Annotated in this window: 14 protein-coding genes; 2 read left to right on the top strand and 12 right to left on the bottom strand. The window is 45.0% G+C overall.

The features are described from left to right. Positions 1–172 precede the first annotated feature (172 nt). The 3 genes from MHB46_RS19085 to MHB46_RS19075 all read right to left on the bottom strand — a co-directional run bounded on the left by MHB46_RS19085 (position 173) and on the right by MHB46_RS19075 (position 1,703). Entirely contained in the window at positions 173–514 is a 342-nt protein-coding gene (locus tag MHB46_RS19085) for a general stress protein (RefSeq protein ID WP_023990277.1), read from the bottom strand. Positions 515–611: 97 nt separating this feature from the next. Next, positions 612–1,130 carry a hypothetical protein gene (locus MHB46_RS19080; RefSeq protein ID WP_028541848.1) on the bottom strand — a complete coding sequence of 173 codons (519 nt, stop codon included), beginning with the start codon at positions 1,128–1,130 and terminating at the stop codon, positions 612–614. 51 nt (positions 1,131–1,181) lie between these two features. Continuing rightward, entirely contained in the window at positions 1,182–1,703 is a 522-nt protein-coding gene (locus MHB46_RS19075; RefSeq protein ID WP_069290384.1) for a DUF948 domain-containing protein, read from the bottom strand. Positions 1,704–1,963: 260 nt separating this feature from the next. Here MHB46_RS19075 and MHB46_RS19070 point away from each other — a divergent pair, with 260 nt between their 5' ends. Then, a complete protein-coding gene (locus MHB46_RS19070; protein WP_028541846.1) occupies positions 1,964–2,131 on the top strand; it encodes a DUF1328 domain-containing protein in 168 nt (55 codons plus the stop codon). Positions 2,132–2,256: 125 nt separating this feature from the next. On the opposite strand, the gene MHB46_RS19065 is transcribed toward MHB46_RS19070, so the two are convergent. Then, the gene (locus tag MHB46_RS19065) at positions 2,257–3,423 is read right to left on the bottom strand and encodes a C40 family peptidase (protein ID WP_061831469.1); all 1,167 of its coding nucleotides are present in this window, start codon (positions 3,421–3,423) and stop codon (positions 2,257–2,259) included. 191 nt (positions 3,424–3,614) lie between these two features. Next, positions 3,615–4,484 (bottom strand): cation diffusion facilitator family transporter, encoded by an 870-nt coding sequence (locus tag MHB46_RS19060; protein ID WP_341163123.1) that lies wholly within the window; start codon positions 4,482–4,484, stop codon positions 3,615–3,617. A 410-nt stretch (positions 4,485–4,894) separates the two neighbouring features. Here MHB46_RS19060 and MHB46_RS19055 point away from each other — a divergent pair, with 410 nt between their 5' ends. After that, entirely contained in the window at positions 4,895–5,080 is a 186-nt protein-coding gene (locus MHB46_RS19055) for a hypothetical protein (protein ID WP_029517162.1), read from the top strand. Between the two features lie 156 nt (positions 5,081–5,236). Here MHB46_RS19055 and MHB46_RS19050 read toward each other — a convergent pair whose 3' ends face one another. The 7 genes from MHB46_RS19050 to MHB46_RS19020 form a co-directional block, all read right to left on the bottom strand. Further along, entirely contained in the window at positions 5,237–6,865 is a 1,629-nt protein-coding gene (locus MHB46_RS19050) for an ABC-F family ATP-binding cassette domain-containing protein (protein WP_013311942.1), read from the bottom strand. Between the two features lie 282 nt (positions 6,866–7,147). Then, the gene (locus MHB46_RS19045) at positions 7,148–7,927 is read right to left on the bottom strand and encodes an ABC transporter ATP-binding protein (protein WP_165179355.1); all 780 of its coding nucleotides are present in this window, start codon (positions 7,925–7,927) and stop codon (positions 7,148–7,150) included. After that, positions 7,917–8,900 carry a FecCD family ABC transporter permease gene (locus MHB46_RS19040; protein ID WP_069290386.1) on the bottom strand — a complete coding sequence of 328 codons (984 nt, stop codon included), beginning with the start codon at positions 8,898–8,900 and terminating at the stop codon, positions 7,917–7,919. Before MHB46_RS19040 ends, MHB46_RS19045 begins: the two co-directional genes overlap by 11 nt. Positions 8,901–8,914: 14 nt before the next feature. Further along, positions 8,915–9,874, bottom strand: coding sequence for a heme ABC transporter substrate-binding protein IsdE (gene isdE / locus MHB46_RS19035; protein ID WP_341163122.1), 960 nt, complete (start codon positions 9,872–9,874; stop codon positions 8,915–8,917). Between the two features lie 282 nt (positions 9,875–10,156). Next, the gene (locus MHB46_RS19030; RefSeq protein ID WP_341163121.1) at positions 10,157–14,515 is read right to left on the bottom strand and encodes an NEAT domain-containing protein; all 4,359 of its coding nucleotides are present in this window, start codon (positions 14,513–14,515) and stop codon (positions 10,157–10,159) included. Between the two features lie 98 nt (positions 14,516–14,613). Continuing rightward, positions 14,614–15,111 (bottom strand): NEAT domain-containing protein, encoded by a 498-nt coding sequence (locus tag MHB46_RS19025; protein WP_039273678.1) that lies wholly within the window; start codon positions 15,109–15,111, stop codon positions 14,614–14,616. 32 nt (positions 15,112–15,143) lie between these two features. Beyond that, complete coding sequence (locus tag MHB46_RS19020; RefSeq protein ID WP_341163120.1) at positions 15,144–15,611, bottom strand: NEAT domain-containing protein; 468 nt, start codon at positions 15,609–15,611, stop codon at positions 15,144–15,146. Positions 15,612–15,671 lie beyond the last annotated feature (60 nt).

The following is a 15,671-nucleotide window of genomic DNA, read 5'->3' as shown; positions in this document are numbered from 1 at the left end:
TGATTGGAAGTAGTGTTTCCGTAAGAAGGCATTCCAAAAACATAGATAAGGAATGAGGCTAAAACCCCATTCCTTATCTATGTTTTTGGAGGACCCGCGAAACACTTGTGGTGCGGTCAACTTCCTCTTTTTCGAATCTAATGTCACTCAGCTTTTATGGTGAACAGCAATATCACGCTTTTTTAGCAATGACCAGCACTTTACCCTGATCCAGTTCTTTTTCATAAAAGTCAGCTTCGGTATCTGTAAATCCCAAAGAAGTAATTTTAGCGCGAAGCTCATCGCCACGGGAACGGAACAAGTTGGCTAATGAATCGAAAACGCCCTCTTCCTTAATCCCGATTTCCTTAGCATCCACCGTATCGGCAATACGATCTGTCCGATCCTGATCATGAGCGAGCACGAACACATCCTCATAACGATAGCCCGTGTTACGCAACTCATTTACTGCTTCAACGGCTTGTACACCGTTATCTACCACTTTGGCATAAGATTTATGATTGGTCTGATTCATGTTTCTCACGCTCCTTTAAGGATTGACTTCTCTGACTATTACACTTCACATATCCATTTGAAACTTCCATGTTATGTCACGCCTCAAAAAAAATCGATTACCACTCCGTTTCATCAAAAAACTCAACATACTTAGGTTTATCAGACGTCTCATCCATAAACACTTTGATTGCACGTTGTCCGCGTACATAGACCTCTCCGTCTTCCGCCGTGAATTGCGAGCCACCCAGCGCCTGATCCAGCGTTTTCCGTTGCAGCGGCAGCCACTTATCATTTACCTTGATTCGACCAGCAGCAGGATCTACATGCACATAAGAAACGACGTCCTCACGCATACCTACAACAACATCTGGATATTGGTATTCTGTAGAAAGCAGCAGCATATCCTTTTTGACTCGTTGTGGCTTGCCTAGCTTCTTCAACACATCCGCACGGGTGTCATCCAAAGATATGCCATTTAAGGTATGAAAATCTGCTGGTACAGCATGTGGAGCGGGTATCGTCTGTACAGTCCTAACCATATGCCCCGCTGTTTGCGGGGAAACGGTTTGCTGAACCGTATCCTGTCCGGAAAAGGGAGTGAGCAAACCAGCAGCTAGTAATAACGTCTTCATCATAAATCTCACCCTTTCAATGAATTTCCTGTAGTTTACGGTTCAGCCACTATGCTACTGACGCATTTTCTGCCACACTCCAGCAGCGATGTCTACATAACCCAACCAGTTTTTACCCGGTTTGGCCGCAGGCTCCTCATAAGTCGCATTGTAGCTCTGAACCGTCCGCTCCGTTGCGGTCAAAGGTCTATTCGGTGTCGTTGCCTTGATCGCGTGATCTGTTCTGGAAGTATTACTCGCAGCGCTATGCGATTTCTGAAACCGTGTCATTAACGCTGTTGAAGCCTGCTTGGCAGCCAGCGTCACTTCACTGAGTACCTCTCCCAAGTTTCTAACCGATTCCATCACTGGCTCCACTTGCTTCAATTTATGATCAACGTCTGCGGTGATGTCATTCGCATGTCGAACCGTTTGTTTTACTTCATAACTCAGTTCATCTATCGTTTTTTGTACATCCTGCAAGGTTTGAGTCACCTTATCCAGAGAGCCTTGTGCTGCTTTTAACGTTTTGATGAGGAAAATAACGAGAACTGCAAATGCGATAGCAATAATAAAAATGCTGACCTGTGTTAACATAGCGTAACCTCTCTTTCGTCTTTCACGATGATGTTTATGATTACTGCATAGTTACCCTTTAGATTCAGACACGAAACAACGTCCAGGCTGGCTTCTTCTCCGCTCCAAACGTTATGATTCACGGACTCTCGCACCGTTTAAAACACCATATAACGATGGCACAGCCACGAATAATCTATAGAAGTCATTGTCATCTGCAACCACGCTCTATCGGAGCGTGAGTATGCCACATTATATACAATTAAAGGAGGATACAGAACATGCTAAAATGGTCCGCTTTATTCTTAATTTTTGCTGTGATCGCCGGGATCTTAGGTTTTTTTGGTATCGTCGTGTCCATAGCTGCTACAATCGCTAAAATATTATTTGTGATATTTCTGGTATTGTTCGTCATTTCACTCTTTACCGGAAGAAAACGGGTTTCATAGTTATCGGATGCTAGCTGCACAAAAGTAATATTCTAAATGTTTATAAAAAAAGGATGTTCCCACCCTGGTTAACAGGGCTGTGGAACATCCTTTTTTGATGCAGCTTTTTAACATTTAGCAGCGCTCTATTGAATCACGCTGCCCCCAAACAGGAAACGATCCTGCCAAGGCTTGCTGAAATCCGTAACTTTTACACCGCCACCCGCTACAGAAAACGTATGGAGAAGCTTGTTGTCTCCCAAATATACAGCTACGTGTGTAATCGTTTGGGAGGAATTATCCAAGGACGTGTACGCCCCGGAAGATGCATTATAATTTGTAAAGAAGAGCAAATCACCACGCTTCAGCGTAGTCATGTCCGTATTCGGCTGACTGTTTTGCTTGATCCACTCACCCTGTGAACGAGAATCTGCCGGAAGCTGGATACCTACAGCCTGACGGAAAATTTGACGAGTAAATGCCGAGCAATCAAAAGTAGCCGTACTGTTGCGATCTGAACCATATTCATATGGAGTTCCGAGATAAGTCATCCCCGTGTTAATAACCTGCTCTATTGCAGCCGCTGCATCACCGGAAAACATGTTCATAGTTGACACAGGAGAGGCTGTCGCAGGTATTGCGGTAGTATCAGGAGTGGTTGTCACCGGAGCAGACACAGGCTGCTGCACAACAACGCCCTCACCAATACGAATATACTGTGGAGACGAGCTGACGTAGCCCACCGTACCATCAGCATTGGTAACCTTGAACCAATAAGCATTACTTGGGTCGGTAATCGTAACGACATCCCCTGCATTCAAATAGCCCAAAACCTCGGAAGAAGTGGATGCCTCCGCCCGCAAACGAACGGACGTTTGAATCGTGGCTTTCGTTTGACCGGCAGAACTATTCACTGAGGCCACTGCCTCTTTAGCTGAAACATTTTTAACTGACTCTGTGGCTTCCGATTTACGAGTGGTAGACGGGGTGACAGCAGCAGCGACGCTGGTAGCGCCAATTTTTATGTACTTGTCGGAGCTGCTAGTGTATCCGGTTACTCCATCAGAAGTCTTGATCTTATACCAATAGCTGTTCGTTTTCTCCAATACCGTTACGGCCTCTCCCTGCTTCATAAAGCTGACTACATCCCCTGTAGTCGAAGGACCGGATCTAAGCTTTACAGCCGCCTGAATAACCGCCTTCTGTCCTGTGGATGCTGTTGATGCCGCTGCGTCAACTTGACCCGGCGCCACATGAATTGCTGCCAACAGCGCGGCTGACGTCATGAGCATTCCCATCACGCGTCTTCTCAATGTTGCACCTCCTGGCTGTTTTTACGAATTTGAAGAGCATATCCAATTCCGACGAATATAGCCGGACATGCCTTCATTATAGTAAAAGCAGCAGGAAGAGAGATATAATCCAAACGTCACAAAAGGAAGCGTATACGGCTTTTGCATATAGGTCTAAAGTCACTTTTAATACTAACTATTCAATAATTAATCTATAATTTGGGTTCTACATGGACATGGACATGCATCGTGTTATGAACCTCTTGCAGGCGCTCCTCAATCCGGTCGCTGATCCGATGCCCTTCAATCAGGCTGAGTTGCGGATCCACCTCAATGACCACATCCACCAGCGCATGATTGCCGTGTACACGTGCCTTAACGTCCCGAATCCCCTCTACTCCAGGTATACAGGCAATCGTACTCCGTAAGTCAGACAGTTCTTGCTCATCAAATCCATCGGTCAAGCTGTGCGTGGAATCCTTAAAAATATCCCATGCTGTTTTACAAATGATAAATCCTACCGCGATCGCAGCTACAGTATCCAGCCAGGGTAGCCCGAACTGTGCGCCGATAATGCCAACTGCTGCCCCAACACTGACAAGTGCATCCGATAGATTATCCTTGGCCGCCGCCAGCAAAGCCTTATTGTTAATTTGCCGTGCCAGTCTGTTATTGTAAAGGTACACTCCCAGCATAATCACTGCACAAATCACAGCTACACCCGCGGAGGTGATATCCGGTATTTGCTTTCCGCCCTTGAAAATGCTCCCTATCCCATCAATAAGCACCTGCAAACCGACGACAGCCATAATAAAGGACGCCAGCAGCGCCGCGATCGTTTCTGCGCGAAAATGTCCATAGGCATGGTCAGAGTCCGGTGGTTTTTGGGAAATTCTCAGTCCAACCAGTACAGCGACCGACACTATAATATCGGTGACATTGTTGAACCCATCCGCCCGCAACGCGCTAGAAGCAAATATATATCCGCTAATCAGCTTAAAGGCGGATAGCAAGAGATAAGCAGCAATGCTCACCCACGCCCCACGCTCGCCTTTTCGTATTTCTTCATAGACATTTACCACAACGTAGGACACTCCTTCAAATATATAGTTTCCAGCAGAACGATCTCACCGGGCCTAAAATAAAAATAGCAGCGTTGCTGCCCTGAATAATAACAATTTTTCTTTGGTTAACTGTTATTTTCAGGATAGCAGACGAACTTTGTGTGGGTCTAGAGAAACAGTCTTTCCGCTCTGCATCGCTGTAGTAACAACGAAAAAGTATTGCCAGGCCTCATTCCTGTAGGTTACACAAAACATTTTTTCCTTCACACAAAAAACAGACGTTTTCTCTTCCACCCCACCCCAGATGTGTGTTATCATTGTTGCCCTTGTCCCTTCTTTTAAAAACGTATAAAATGAGGAAACAGCCGCGTTTTTCTTCAATCCAGCATGATTGACATGAATCTGGCGGCAACAGGAGGAATTTATTCATGAGCGATGCCAATGAACCACGTAAAGTTAATCTCGCAGATGCCATTCGGGAAAAGCTGGCACAAAAAAAACAGCAGTCCGGCGCTTCACAGCAGGGCGGCTTTCAAGGCGGTTCCACCAAAACACTGAAAAGCCAAAATACGAAGAAGCCGAACAACCAACGCCGTCGTACAGGCGGATCATAATCCACCTCATAGCCTTTATAGGGTATCAAAGGTCTGGCGTACCTCACTGCCAGAACCAAGTAAGCTATGGGCATGGTACAAAAACGAAAAAGAGGAGTCTCCCTGCCATCTTAATGGCCTGAAGGAGCTCCTCTTTCGTTTATCTAGTTGCTGAAGTTAGCCAATTTCTACCGGATACATACGTTCACGCAATTTCGCGATTTCTTCATTTTCCAAGTACTCATCATAACTCATCGTACGGTCAATTACGCCGTTTGGTGTAATTTCTACGATGCGGTTCGCGATCGTTTGAATAAACTGGTGGTCATGAGATGTGAACAATATAGTACCGTCAAAGTCGATCAGACCATTGTTCAGCGCTGTAATGGACTCCAGATCCAAGTGGTTGGTCGGTTCTTCCAGCAGCAACACATTGGCACCGTTCAGCATCATTTTCGCCAGCATACAGCGAACCTTTTCGCCCCCGGACAGCACACTTGCTTTCTTAAGCGCTTCTTCTCCAGAGAAAAGCATACGTCCCAAGAAACCGCGCAGGAACGTTTCGTCCTGATCCTTGGAATATTGACGGAGCCATTCCACAAGATTCATATCCACGCCTTCAAAATAGGTGGAATTATCTTTCGGGAAATAAGCCTGGCTAGTTGTAATCCCCCAAGAGAATTCTCCGCTATCCGCTTCGATCTCGTTCATCAACACCTGGAAGAGCGTCGATTTAGGCAAACCGTTCGGGCCAACAAACGCGATTTTATCGCCTTTGTTCACAACCAGACTGAACTCATTCAGTACTTGCTCGCCTTCAACGGTTTTACTGAGGCGGTCTACTGTCAGGAGTTGTTTGCCTGCTTCGCGTTCAGGCTTGAAGTTCAGGAAAGGATATTTACGGTTCGATGGACGGATATCGTCCAGCGTAATTTTATCCAGTTGTTTTTTACGTGAAGTTGCCTGTTTGGATTTGGAAGCATTCGCGGAAAAGCGCTGAATAAAGGCTTGCAGTTCCTTGATCTTCTCTTCCTTTTTCTTGTTGGCATCACGAGTCAAGGCAAGCGCAAGCTGGCTAGACTCATACCAGAAGTCGTAGTTTCCGACGTACATCTGGATTTTACCAAAATCGATATCCGCAATATGCGTACATACCTTGTTCAGGAAGTGACGGTCATGGGATACAACGATGACGGTGCCTTCATAGTCCATCAAGAAATTTTCCAGCCATTGAATGGATTCGAGATCCAAATGGTTGGTAGGCTCATCAAGCAGCAAATTGTTCGGACGACCAAACAACGCTTGAGCCAGGAGAACACGTACCTTGTCATTACCACTCAGCTCAGACATGTTCTTGTCATGCAGGTCGCGGGGAATACCAAGACCGATCAGCAAGGAAGCTGCATCTGGCTCGGCATCCCATCCGTTCAGCTCCGCAAATTCACCTTCAAGCTCACCGGCACGTAGACCATCCGCTTCGGTAAATTCCGTTTTGGCATACAGCGCATCCTTTTCCTTCATGATTTCATACAGACGCGTGTGGCCCATAATAACGGTTTCCAGAACCGGGAATTCATCGTATTCATAATGGTTCTGCTTGAGGACTGCCATCCGTTCACCCGGTGTCATGTGAACCTCGCCAGAATTGGCTTCAATTTCACCGGAAAGAATTTTCAAAAAGGTGGATTTACCCGCGCCATTCGCCCCAATCAGGCCGTAGCAGTTCCCAGGAGTAAATTTGATATTTACGTCTTCAAAAAGTGGGCGTTTACCATAACGAAGCGTTACGCCGCTTGTACTGATCATATAAGCATACCATCCTTATCATTAGTAAAGTGCTAAACACAAAATTACCGACGGCAATAGTATAACACACAAAAGATCGGATTCGAACCGTAGTATAAGCATAACCGCCCCTGAATCTCATCCAATATCTTATAAATAAAATAAAAAATGCTTCTGTCTCCACGATTGTCACCTGACAAACACATGGACCAGAACCATTTTCATGTTTTAAATTCGTTGAGATGCCGTGAGGACAGACGCGTTATTCAGTCGCAGCATTGATGTTCCGTGCGCTTGTAAATGTCAGGAAACCCCGACACCTATCGGAATGAGGTACATGCCCGCTTCATCATCCTGTTTGATTAAGACCTCCACGTCATAGACCGCCTGGATCAGCTCAGATGTAACGACCTCTGTAGGTGGGCCGTTCGCTATAATACGCCCTTCCTTCATGGCAATCATCACATCGCTATACCGAATAGCCTGATTGATATCATGCAGCACCATCACGATGGTCAGTCCATGTTCCTGGTTTAACTGCCGAATGAGCTCTAAAATTTCAAGCTGGTAGTACATATCCAAATAGGTAGTTGGCTCATCCAAAAATAAAATTGGCGTCCGCTGTGCCAAGGCCATTGCAATCCATACACGCTGCCGTTCTCCTCCTGAGAGCTGATCCAACGTGCGAGTTCTACGTTCGTTCAGATTAGTACAGGCTATCGCCCACTCGATCGCTTCCTCATCCTCATCACGTCTCGCTGTGAACATGTTCTTATGGGGCAACCTGCCGAAGCTGACGAGTTTTTCTACAGTCAAGTCGGAAGGTGCCTCATTCTGCTGATGGACTACCGCCAGTTGACGGGCCAGCTCCTTGGGCTTGTAGTGGGCTATCTCCTTGCCGTCCAGAATCACCTGGCCCAAGCGGGGAACAGCATTGTTGGACATCACGCTGAGCAGCGTCGATTTGCCGCATCCGTTGGGACCAATTATGGTCGTAATCCGTCCCGACTCAATAACAGCATTAATAGCGTGCAGACGATCCGTTTTCCGATCATATGAGAAGGTTATATCCTTAATGTCCATAGGTGCGATCCGCCTTTCTGATCAGGAATATCAGGAACGGCCCGCCAATGACGGCCATAATAATAGAAGCCGGGATTTCATTGGGAGCAAGCACTGTCCGCCCCAGTGTATCCGCGAGCAGCAACAGCAAGCCGCCACATAATGCGGAAAATGGAATCAGCCACTTATGATCCGAGCCAACCAGGTAGCGGGCACAATGCGGAACGAGCAGGCCGATAAAGGCAATTACTCCTGCGATGGCTGTAGCCGTTGCTGCAAGCAGCACTGCAATCACAGAAATCAAAAGTCGTGCGCGCGTTACATTGAATCCTAGATTTTTAGCTGTTTTATCTTGAAGGGACAAGAAATTGCACCAAGAGAACACGAGCATGGCTAAAATTAGCCCAATCCCGCCATAGGTCACAATAACCTCGACATCTACCCATTTTTTCATAGACAAGGTTGAAGTGGTAACCTGATTAATGCTGGTGACTGCATAACTGCCTCGATAGTTAAATGACTGACCTAGGCCGGAAAAAATGGCGTTCACAGCTACCCCGATCAGAATGAGACGAATCGGATGCAAGCCAGATTTCCATGAAAATCCATAAACCATTAGGCAGGCTAACGCACCGCCAATAAATGAAAAGAACGGCATCCAGAAATAAAGCGCCGGAAAGACCGTCACCGCAATCAGCGAGATCAATGCCGCTCCCGAAGAAATGCCGATAACCCCAGCATCCGCCAGCGGATTTTTCATGACGGCTTGCAGTAAAACACCCGCTACTGCAAGGGCTGCACCTGCCATTACGGACACGAAAATTCTCGGTAGTCTCAGGTCCTTGACCACATTCACCTGATCATCTGTACCTGTCCACAATCCGGTCACCAACTGACTCAAATCCACCTTGAGACTGCCTGTCATCGCTGAATACAGCATGACGCCAACGAGCAAGACAATTACAACAATAAGGCTCCAACCTTTTTTGGACATGTCATCAGCTTCCTTTAATTCGAAGGATACAGCATTTTCATCAGCTCATCCAGCGCCGAGTTTGCCGCTAAATTCCCTGTTGTGCCAAACAACGGTTCAGGCAGATCATAGACATGCCCATTTTTCACAGCGTTGAAATGCTTCCAGATATCGTTAGTTTTGAACTCTTCATCGAACATTTTCACTACTTCATCCGGCATCCCGTGTGCAGCGCGCAAAATGATATCGGGGTTGGATTGCTGCAAGGCTTCGGTATTGTGGGCAATGAACTCCACCTTCTCGCCCTGAACCACATTGGTTCCCCCTGCAATTTTAACCAGATCCCCAATATAGGAATGCTCGGTAGCCACCAGATAGCTTCCCGGTACTCCCAGCAAAATCAATACTTTAGGGGATTTCTTCCCTTTGATCTTTTGTTGAATCTCGGCTACTTTCGCATCCAAAGCTCCATTAATCTCTTTGGCCTTATCGGCTTTGCCAAACGTGTCTCCCAGCTTTTGAATTTCTTTTTGCATATTCGCGAGACTTTCAAAATTTAAAAATTCGGCATTGATTTTCAAATCTTTAAATTTAGGCTCCAGATCATATTTCAGTGTCGTCACCGACAGTACGTCCGTCGGCTTCAACGACATCACTTTTTCCATATCAGGACTCATCGGATTACCCACATCAGGCACATCCTTGTAACGGTCAGGCAGCACTTTTGTGCTTGTCGGCTTGCCTGCCAAATCCAGGCCCAGTGCATTCGTGATTTCCGCAATGGCTACCGTAGTCGCCACAATACGAGGAGCTTGAGCTTTACCGTCAGACGACTTTCCGGTTGCATTAGATGTTGCCGCTGATTTCGAACCATCGCTCTGATTCTGCCCGGCCTGTGCCCCTCCCGAACATCCAGCCAGCAACAAGATCACGATGCCGATTAACATATATAAACCAAATGTTTTTCCTTGAGCCAATGCTATATACCGTTTCATGAAAATCCAGTCACCTCAATTCAAAATATAGAAAAACAGTAGGAGCCCCAACTTTTCGGGTATCAGGATTTTGCAAAATTCGATCCCAGTCGCTCCAAGGTGCAATATATAGACGAACTAGACCATTTCGATCTACATATTGTTCATTAGAAGTCGCTTATTGGATTTTTGCAAATTCCTCGGGTATGTAAATGCTGACAAGTCTTGATGCCGGGGCACCAAGACTTGCTTGCGTACAAACTTTGCTGTTATTCAGACTACATTGATTATCACAACCTGAGGCTACTTCGCTTTTAGGCTTTCTTCATCAAATTGGAACTGAACTGTATACCAGTGATCATACGGCACTCCGCCAAGAACCAAACCAGGCACAATGACGTGTGTGTAAGCACCAATTTTCTGAGACAAGTCCCCTACCTCGAATTGAACGACACGTGTATCGCCGGATGTCGAGATTACTTCCACATCTTTCAGGGTACCGTTTTGCTCTACTTGGAGAGCTGGCATCCAGGAACTATTTTTCAAAGTAATTTGAATATAGCGCTTGTCTCCCTTTTCAATCAGTGTAGCTGGCTTGTCGAGATAACCGTCCATAACGGAAGCTTCACTCGTTTTGTCTTTAAATACGTTGTAATTAATCGTGTATTGCTTCTCAGGAGCCGTTTGAACCGGTTGCTCAACTACTGGTTTTGTTTCAGCCACAGGTGTGGTCGTTTCTGCTGCCTTGTCCGTAGAGGCCGCTGTCGGTTCAGTAGCGGTTGCAGTTGTAGCTGCATTGACTCCCTCACCTTTAAGCGATGCACGGTCAAATTGAATCTGTCCGCCGAATTTCTCATTTAGAATGTATTTCTCAGGCAGATATACCTGTGTGTACACACTCAACTTTTTATCCAGATCAGGCACTTCGAACGCAATAGTGTGCGTATCACCTTTGGTGTCCGAACCCATAATCGTCGGATTGGCATAACGGCCTTCAAAATCCGTTTGGAATAGCTTCAAAGCCTGGTTGTCCGTAACGGTTACATGGGCCTGAACCTTACCATTTTTCACAATCAATTTCGCTAGATTTTGTACAAAAGGAGCCGCTAGAGATTCCTTGTCCGTTCCGTTCGCAAGCACACGGAAGTTCGCAGTGTACTCTCCATCCGCTAAGTTGTTTTTCCCTTTTTCTGCTTCAGCCGACTTCTTGTCGTTGTAATAAGCTACATTACTGGTATCGAATTTAAATTCAAAATCGTATACCTTCTCTACCCGATCCTCAGTCTTAAAGACCATCGGAGTGGCACTTGCCACTTTAGGGGCTTCATAGACAACTAGTTGGCCTTTTACATTGTTTTTAAAGTCATTTACGCTAAAACGAACGTGCTTCGTATTGCTTGCTGCATCTTCCTGGGTCACTTCTGCGTCTCGGTAGTCCCCGCTTGCGTTGTCCCAAATGCGCAACGCCTTCACTTCATTACTGTTTTGCAGCTTCAGACCTACAAACCGTTTGTCGCCTTCCACGACCAATTGCGCTGGTTCATTAGTGATAAAGCGTTGAGCTGGAGAATCCACTCCTGTGGAACCATCCGACAACAGAATGCTGAATTTCAAGGCATATCTCCCATTGACAAGCTTGTCAAAATCCAATTTTACGATAGGATCTGTAGCTCCTGTAGAGGAAGGCTCGACAAAGCTGCGAATAGTAGCAGGCTCGAATTGAAATTGCACATCATATACGTGATCATATGGGATGCCGCCCAAATCCAATCCAGGTACGATCACATGCGTATTCACTGTCACTTTATCCGAGAGATTTGGCACTTCAAATTGTACTGTTCTTGTATCTGCGGAGGTCGATTGCTCAACCACCGGAGCTTCTGCACCATTTACTTTAAAGGTTTTGATCCAGCTGCTCTTGTCCATTTTGATCTGAATCACATTTTTACCGGACTGTCTTAGCAGCGTGGCTGGTTTCTGCATATAGCCATCCATCACAGATATTTCATTGCTTCCGTTTTTAAGTACAGAGAAATCAATGCTGTATCTGCCGTTTTCAGTCACGGGAGTTGTGCCGCCGTCTGTTCCTTTTACCGCAATGCTGCTGCGGTCAAATTGAAGACGAAGCTTATGATCCATCTCATAAACCCCACCTGGATAGGTCGTGCTCACATGTACCTGTGCATTCATAATAGCGTCCAAATCGGCCACTTTGAATTTCACAACACGTGTGTCCGCTTTCTTGTCCACGCTTACGATATCTGCATCTGTTAACGTTCCGTTTTGTTCTGTTTTGAACTCCGTCACTGTGGCGCTGTCTTTGATCGTGAAGGAAGCTTCATACTTGCCTTTTGATACCGTCAGTGTTGCCGGAGATAATAAATATTGCGCCATTGCCGATTTTTGATCTTTTGTTGCGTGCAATGCATTGAACTGGATCGAATACGTTCCATCAGCTAAAACTTTTCCAGGCGTACCTGGCGTCCCAGGATCAACCGGGGATGTTGCATTAGTGATGCTACTCTTATCAAATTGCAGACGAAGTTTATGATCCATCTCATAAACCCCACCTGGATAGGTCGTGCTCACATGTACTTGTGCATTCAAAATAGCGTCCAAATCCGCTACTTTGAATTTCACAACACGTGTATTAGCATTCTTGTCCTCACTTACAATATCCGCATCCGTTAACGTTCCGTTTTGTTCTGTTTTGAACTCCGTTACTGTGGTGCTGTCTTTAATGGTGAAGGAAACTTCTTTTTGCCCTTTCGATACCGTCAAAGTCGCTGGAGACAACAGATATTGTGCCATGGCTGACGCTTGATCTTTTGTGGCATGCAGTGCGTTAAAGTTAATCGAGTACGTTCCATCCGCCAAATCTGATGGTGCGGGTACAGAAGCCAGCTGAAGATCTACATTATAAGTATGCACGTAGCCCAGCTCAGGCCAGTTGATGCTTACCCATGCGCTTAACTTAGCAGGTATTTCTTTAACCTCGAATTCAATAACTCGTGTATTCGCAGTTTTGTCTTCACTTACTGTAGCAACATTAGTTAATAGTCCATTTTGTTCTACCTTAAAGCCATCAATTTGCTTACTGTTTTTCAATGTAAAACGTACATACTTCTTGCCATTACGTTCAATCAAAGCGCCTGGTTTCTCTGTATAACCATCCATCATTGACTTTTCATTGGTTCCATCCTTTAAAAGGGTGAAATCCAGATTGGAACTTGTTTCTGGAGAGGTTCCATTTCCTGTAATACTATTCTTATCAAATTGCAGACGAAGCTTATGATCCATCTCATAAACCCCACCTGGATAGGTCGTGCTCACATGTACTTGTGCATTTAAAATCGCGTCCAAATCCGCTACTTTGAATTTCACAACACGCGTATTGGCTGTCTTGTCCTCACTTACAATATCCGCATCTGTTAACGTTCCGTTTTGTTCTGTTTTGAACTCCGTTACTGTGGTGCTGTCTTTAATGGTAAAGGAAACTTCTTTTTGCCCTTTCGATACCGTCAAAGTCGCTGGAGACAACAGATATTGTGCCATGGCTGACGCTTGATCTTTTGTGGCATGCAGCGCGTTAAAGTTAATCGAGTACGTTCCATCCGCCAAATCTGATGGTACGGGTACAGAAGCCAGCTGAAGATCTACATTATAAGTATTCACGTAGCCCAGCTCAGGCCAGTTGATGCTCACCCATGCGTTGAGCTTGGCAGGCAGATCTTTTACTTCAAACTCGATCATTCGTGTATTCGCAGTTTGATCTTCACTTACAACAGAGGTGTCGGTTAACACTCCATCTTGCTCTACCTTGAAACCATCAATCTGCTTACTGTTCTTTAATGTAAATTGGACATATCGTTTACCACCACGCTCAATTAGAGAGCCTGGTTTCTCCGTATACCCATCCATCATTGACTTTTCGTTGCTTTCATCTTTCAAAAGGGTAAAGTCCAAATCAGCGAGTTTCTCTCCTGTATTAGGAGGCGTTACCGGTGGTGTTACAGGTGGAACCGTTGGATTCTCCGTTGAGTTTTTAAGTCTCAAACTGGAAGGATCAAACTCAATCCATTCCTTCACTGAACGGTCTGGATCGGTATCTACATACCATGGAGAACTGCTATTAAATCCAAACTCCGTATTTACATTTTGATGAAAATCATAAACATCGAAGCTTACAGTCCCGGAAGTTTTCCCAGAATCCACCTCTATTTTTGCGGGAACTGTTTCCCCGTTTTGTTCAACTAAAAATTTCGAAAGACCTTGAGATTCCGCAAACTTAAATGAAAAATGGTATTTTCCATCCTTAATGATCAAATCTCCAGGATAGGTATAGTTTGTTTTGAAGCTTGAATCCCTAGTGTTACCGCTGACTGTCTTTCTTAAAGGTTTGTAATCAATCAGGTATTCTCCATCTGCATAGGTCGCATCAGTAGTGGTCACAGTATTGGTAGGCTCAGCATATGTGCTGGGCACTTCTACCGGAATCTCATAAGTAGCATAAGTAGCACTAGTGACTGTAGTGCTTAAATCGGGCAAATTCGACGAAGTGGACTCACCCTCAGGTGTTGCTCCTACGTATGGTGAAAATAAAGAAAACAACATTAGAATAGCAGCAAATGTCGTTATAAATTTGTTAAATCGGCTTTTCAAGGTGATGTATCCCCCTACTTAAAATATACTCATTTGGAGCTTTGAAACTAAGCTCCAAATGAGTATTCAATTCAAAATTATATTTTCAAAAAGAAGTCTTAGATATCGCTGTCGTCGAATTGGAATTGAACAACATAGTCGTGATCGTACGGAATGCCACCAGTGTATTCTGCAGGCACACTTACATGCAGTTTAACGTTCAATTTTTGAGACGGGCTAGTTACAGGGAATTCGACTATTCTTGTATCCCCTGATGTGCTTACTACAGTCGCATTCACATACTGACCGTTTTGTTGAGTTTTGAATTCAGTAACCCAAGCACTTTTGGTAATAGCTACTCTCACTTTATATTGACCATTCGTAACAATCAGTGTGGCTGGTTTTTTCACATAACCATTTGTATCCATGTAAGATGGCTGAGTCGTTCCATCTTTATAAACGGTATAAGGCAATTGATACGTTCCATTAGGCAAAGCCGCGTTCGCTTTATTGGCAGAAAATGGAGCTAATACCACAAAAACAAGCGCTGCCATCAGTACAGTAAGCATTACTTTTTTCAAAGACAATTTTTCCATACGATTCATAATCATGTTCATGTTCTTAATCTCCTTTTACGTTTTATTTTGGATTAGATTTCGTCGAATTGCAGTTGTACATCGTACTTGCCTGTGTAGCCGATTACTGGAATTGTGATTTCAGCGTAAGCATTCACTTTTGCATTCAGATCAGCAACTTCGAATTCCACTACACGAGTGTTGTTCGCAGTATCTGTGCTTACCACAGTCGCATCTTGCAGTACGCCATTTTGCTCTACTTTGAACGTTGTAATCAGATTGCTGCTTTTCACAGTCAGACGAACGACATTTTTGCCATTAGCTACCGTAACCTGAGCAGGCTTCGTCAGGTAGCTATCCAATCGAGAAGTTTCATTGGTTTGATCCTTCAGAACGGTATAGTCTACGTTATACGTGCCGTCGGCTGCTGCCGCTTTAGCTGAGAATGGAGCAACAAGTGCAAAAACAAGCGCTGTCATGATCAATGCTACAAATACCTTCTTAAAAGAAAATTGCTCAAAGCGATTCATTGCCATATTCATATCTACACACACTCCTCAATTTTTTATGCTTCAATTTGTGTTGATTTTATGAACGATAAA

This window comes from Paenibacillus sp. FSL H7-0703, from assembly GCF_038003485.1.
Lineage (GTDB): Bacteria > Bacillota > Bacilli > Paenibacillales > Paenibacillaceae > Paenibacillus > Paenibacillus polymyxa_B.
The sequence above is the reverse complement of the archived record's forward strand: the minus strand, read 5'-3'. Positions and strand labels throughout refer to the sequence as shown.

Excerpts from the sequence above, each read along its gene's own strand:
- MHB46_RS19085 (WP_023990277.1), bottom strand. The coding sequence starts at position 514 with ATGAATCAGACCAATCATAAATCTTATGCCAAAGTGGTAGATAACGGT.
- MHB46_RS19080 (WP_028541848.1), bottom strand. The coding sequence starts at position 1,130 with ATGATGAAGACGTTATTACTAGCTGCTGGTTTGCTCACTCCCTTTTCC.
- MHB46_RS19075 (WP_069290384.1), bottom strand. The coding sequence starts at position 1,703 with ATGTTAACACAGGTCAGCATTTTTATTATTGCTATCGCATTTGCAGTT.
- MHB46_RS19070 (WP_028541846.1), top strand. The coding sequence starts at position 1,964 with ATGCTAAAATGGTCCGCTTTATTCTTAATTTTTGCTGTGATCGCCGGG.
- MHB46_RS19055 (WP_029517162.1), top strand. The coding sequence starts at position 4,895 with ATGAGCGATGCCAATGAACCACGTAAAGTTAATCTCGCAGATGCCATT.
- MHB46_RS19050 (WP_013311942.1), bottom strand. The coding sequence starts at position 6,865 with ATGATCAGTACAAGCGGCGTAACGCTTCGTTATGGTAAACGCCCACTT.
- MHB46_RS19045 (WP_165179355.1), bottom strand. The coding sequence starts at position 7,927 with ATGGACATTAAGGATATAACCTTCTCATATGATCGGAAAACGGATCGT.
- MHB46_RS19040 (WP_069290386.1), bottom strand. The coding sequence starts at position 8,900 with ATGTCCAAAAAAGGTTGGAGCCTTATTGTTGTAATTGTCTTGCTCGTT.
- isdE (WP_341163122.1), bottom strand. The coding sequence starts at position 9,874 with ATGAAACGGTATATAGCATTGGCTCAAGGAAAAACATTTGGTTTATAT.
- MHB46_RS19025 (WP_039273678.1), bottom strand. The coding sequence starts at position 15,111 with ATGAACATGATTATGAATCGTATGGAAAAATTGTCTTTGAAAAAAGTA.
- MHB46_RS19020 (WP_341163120.1), bottom strand. The coding sequence starts at position 15,611 with ATGAATATGGCAATGAATCGCTTTGAGCAATTTTCTTTTAAGAAGGTA.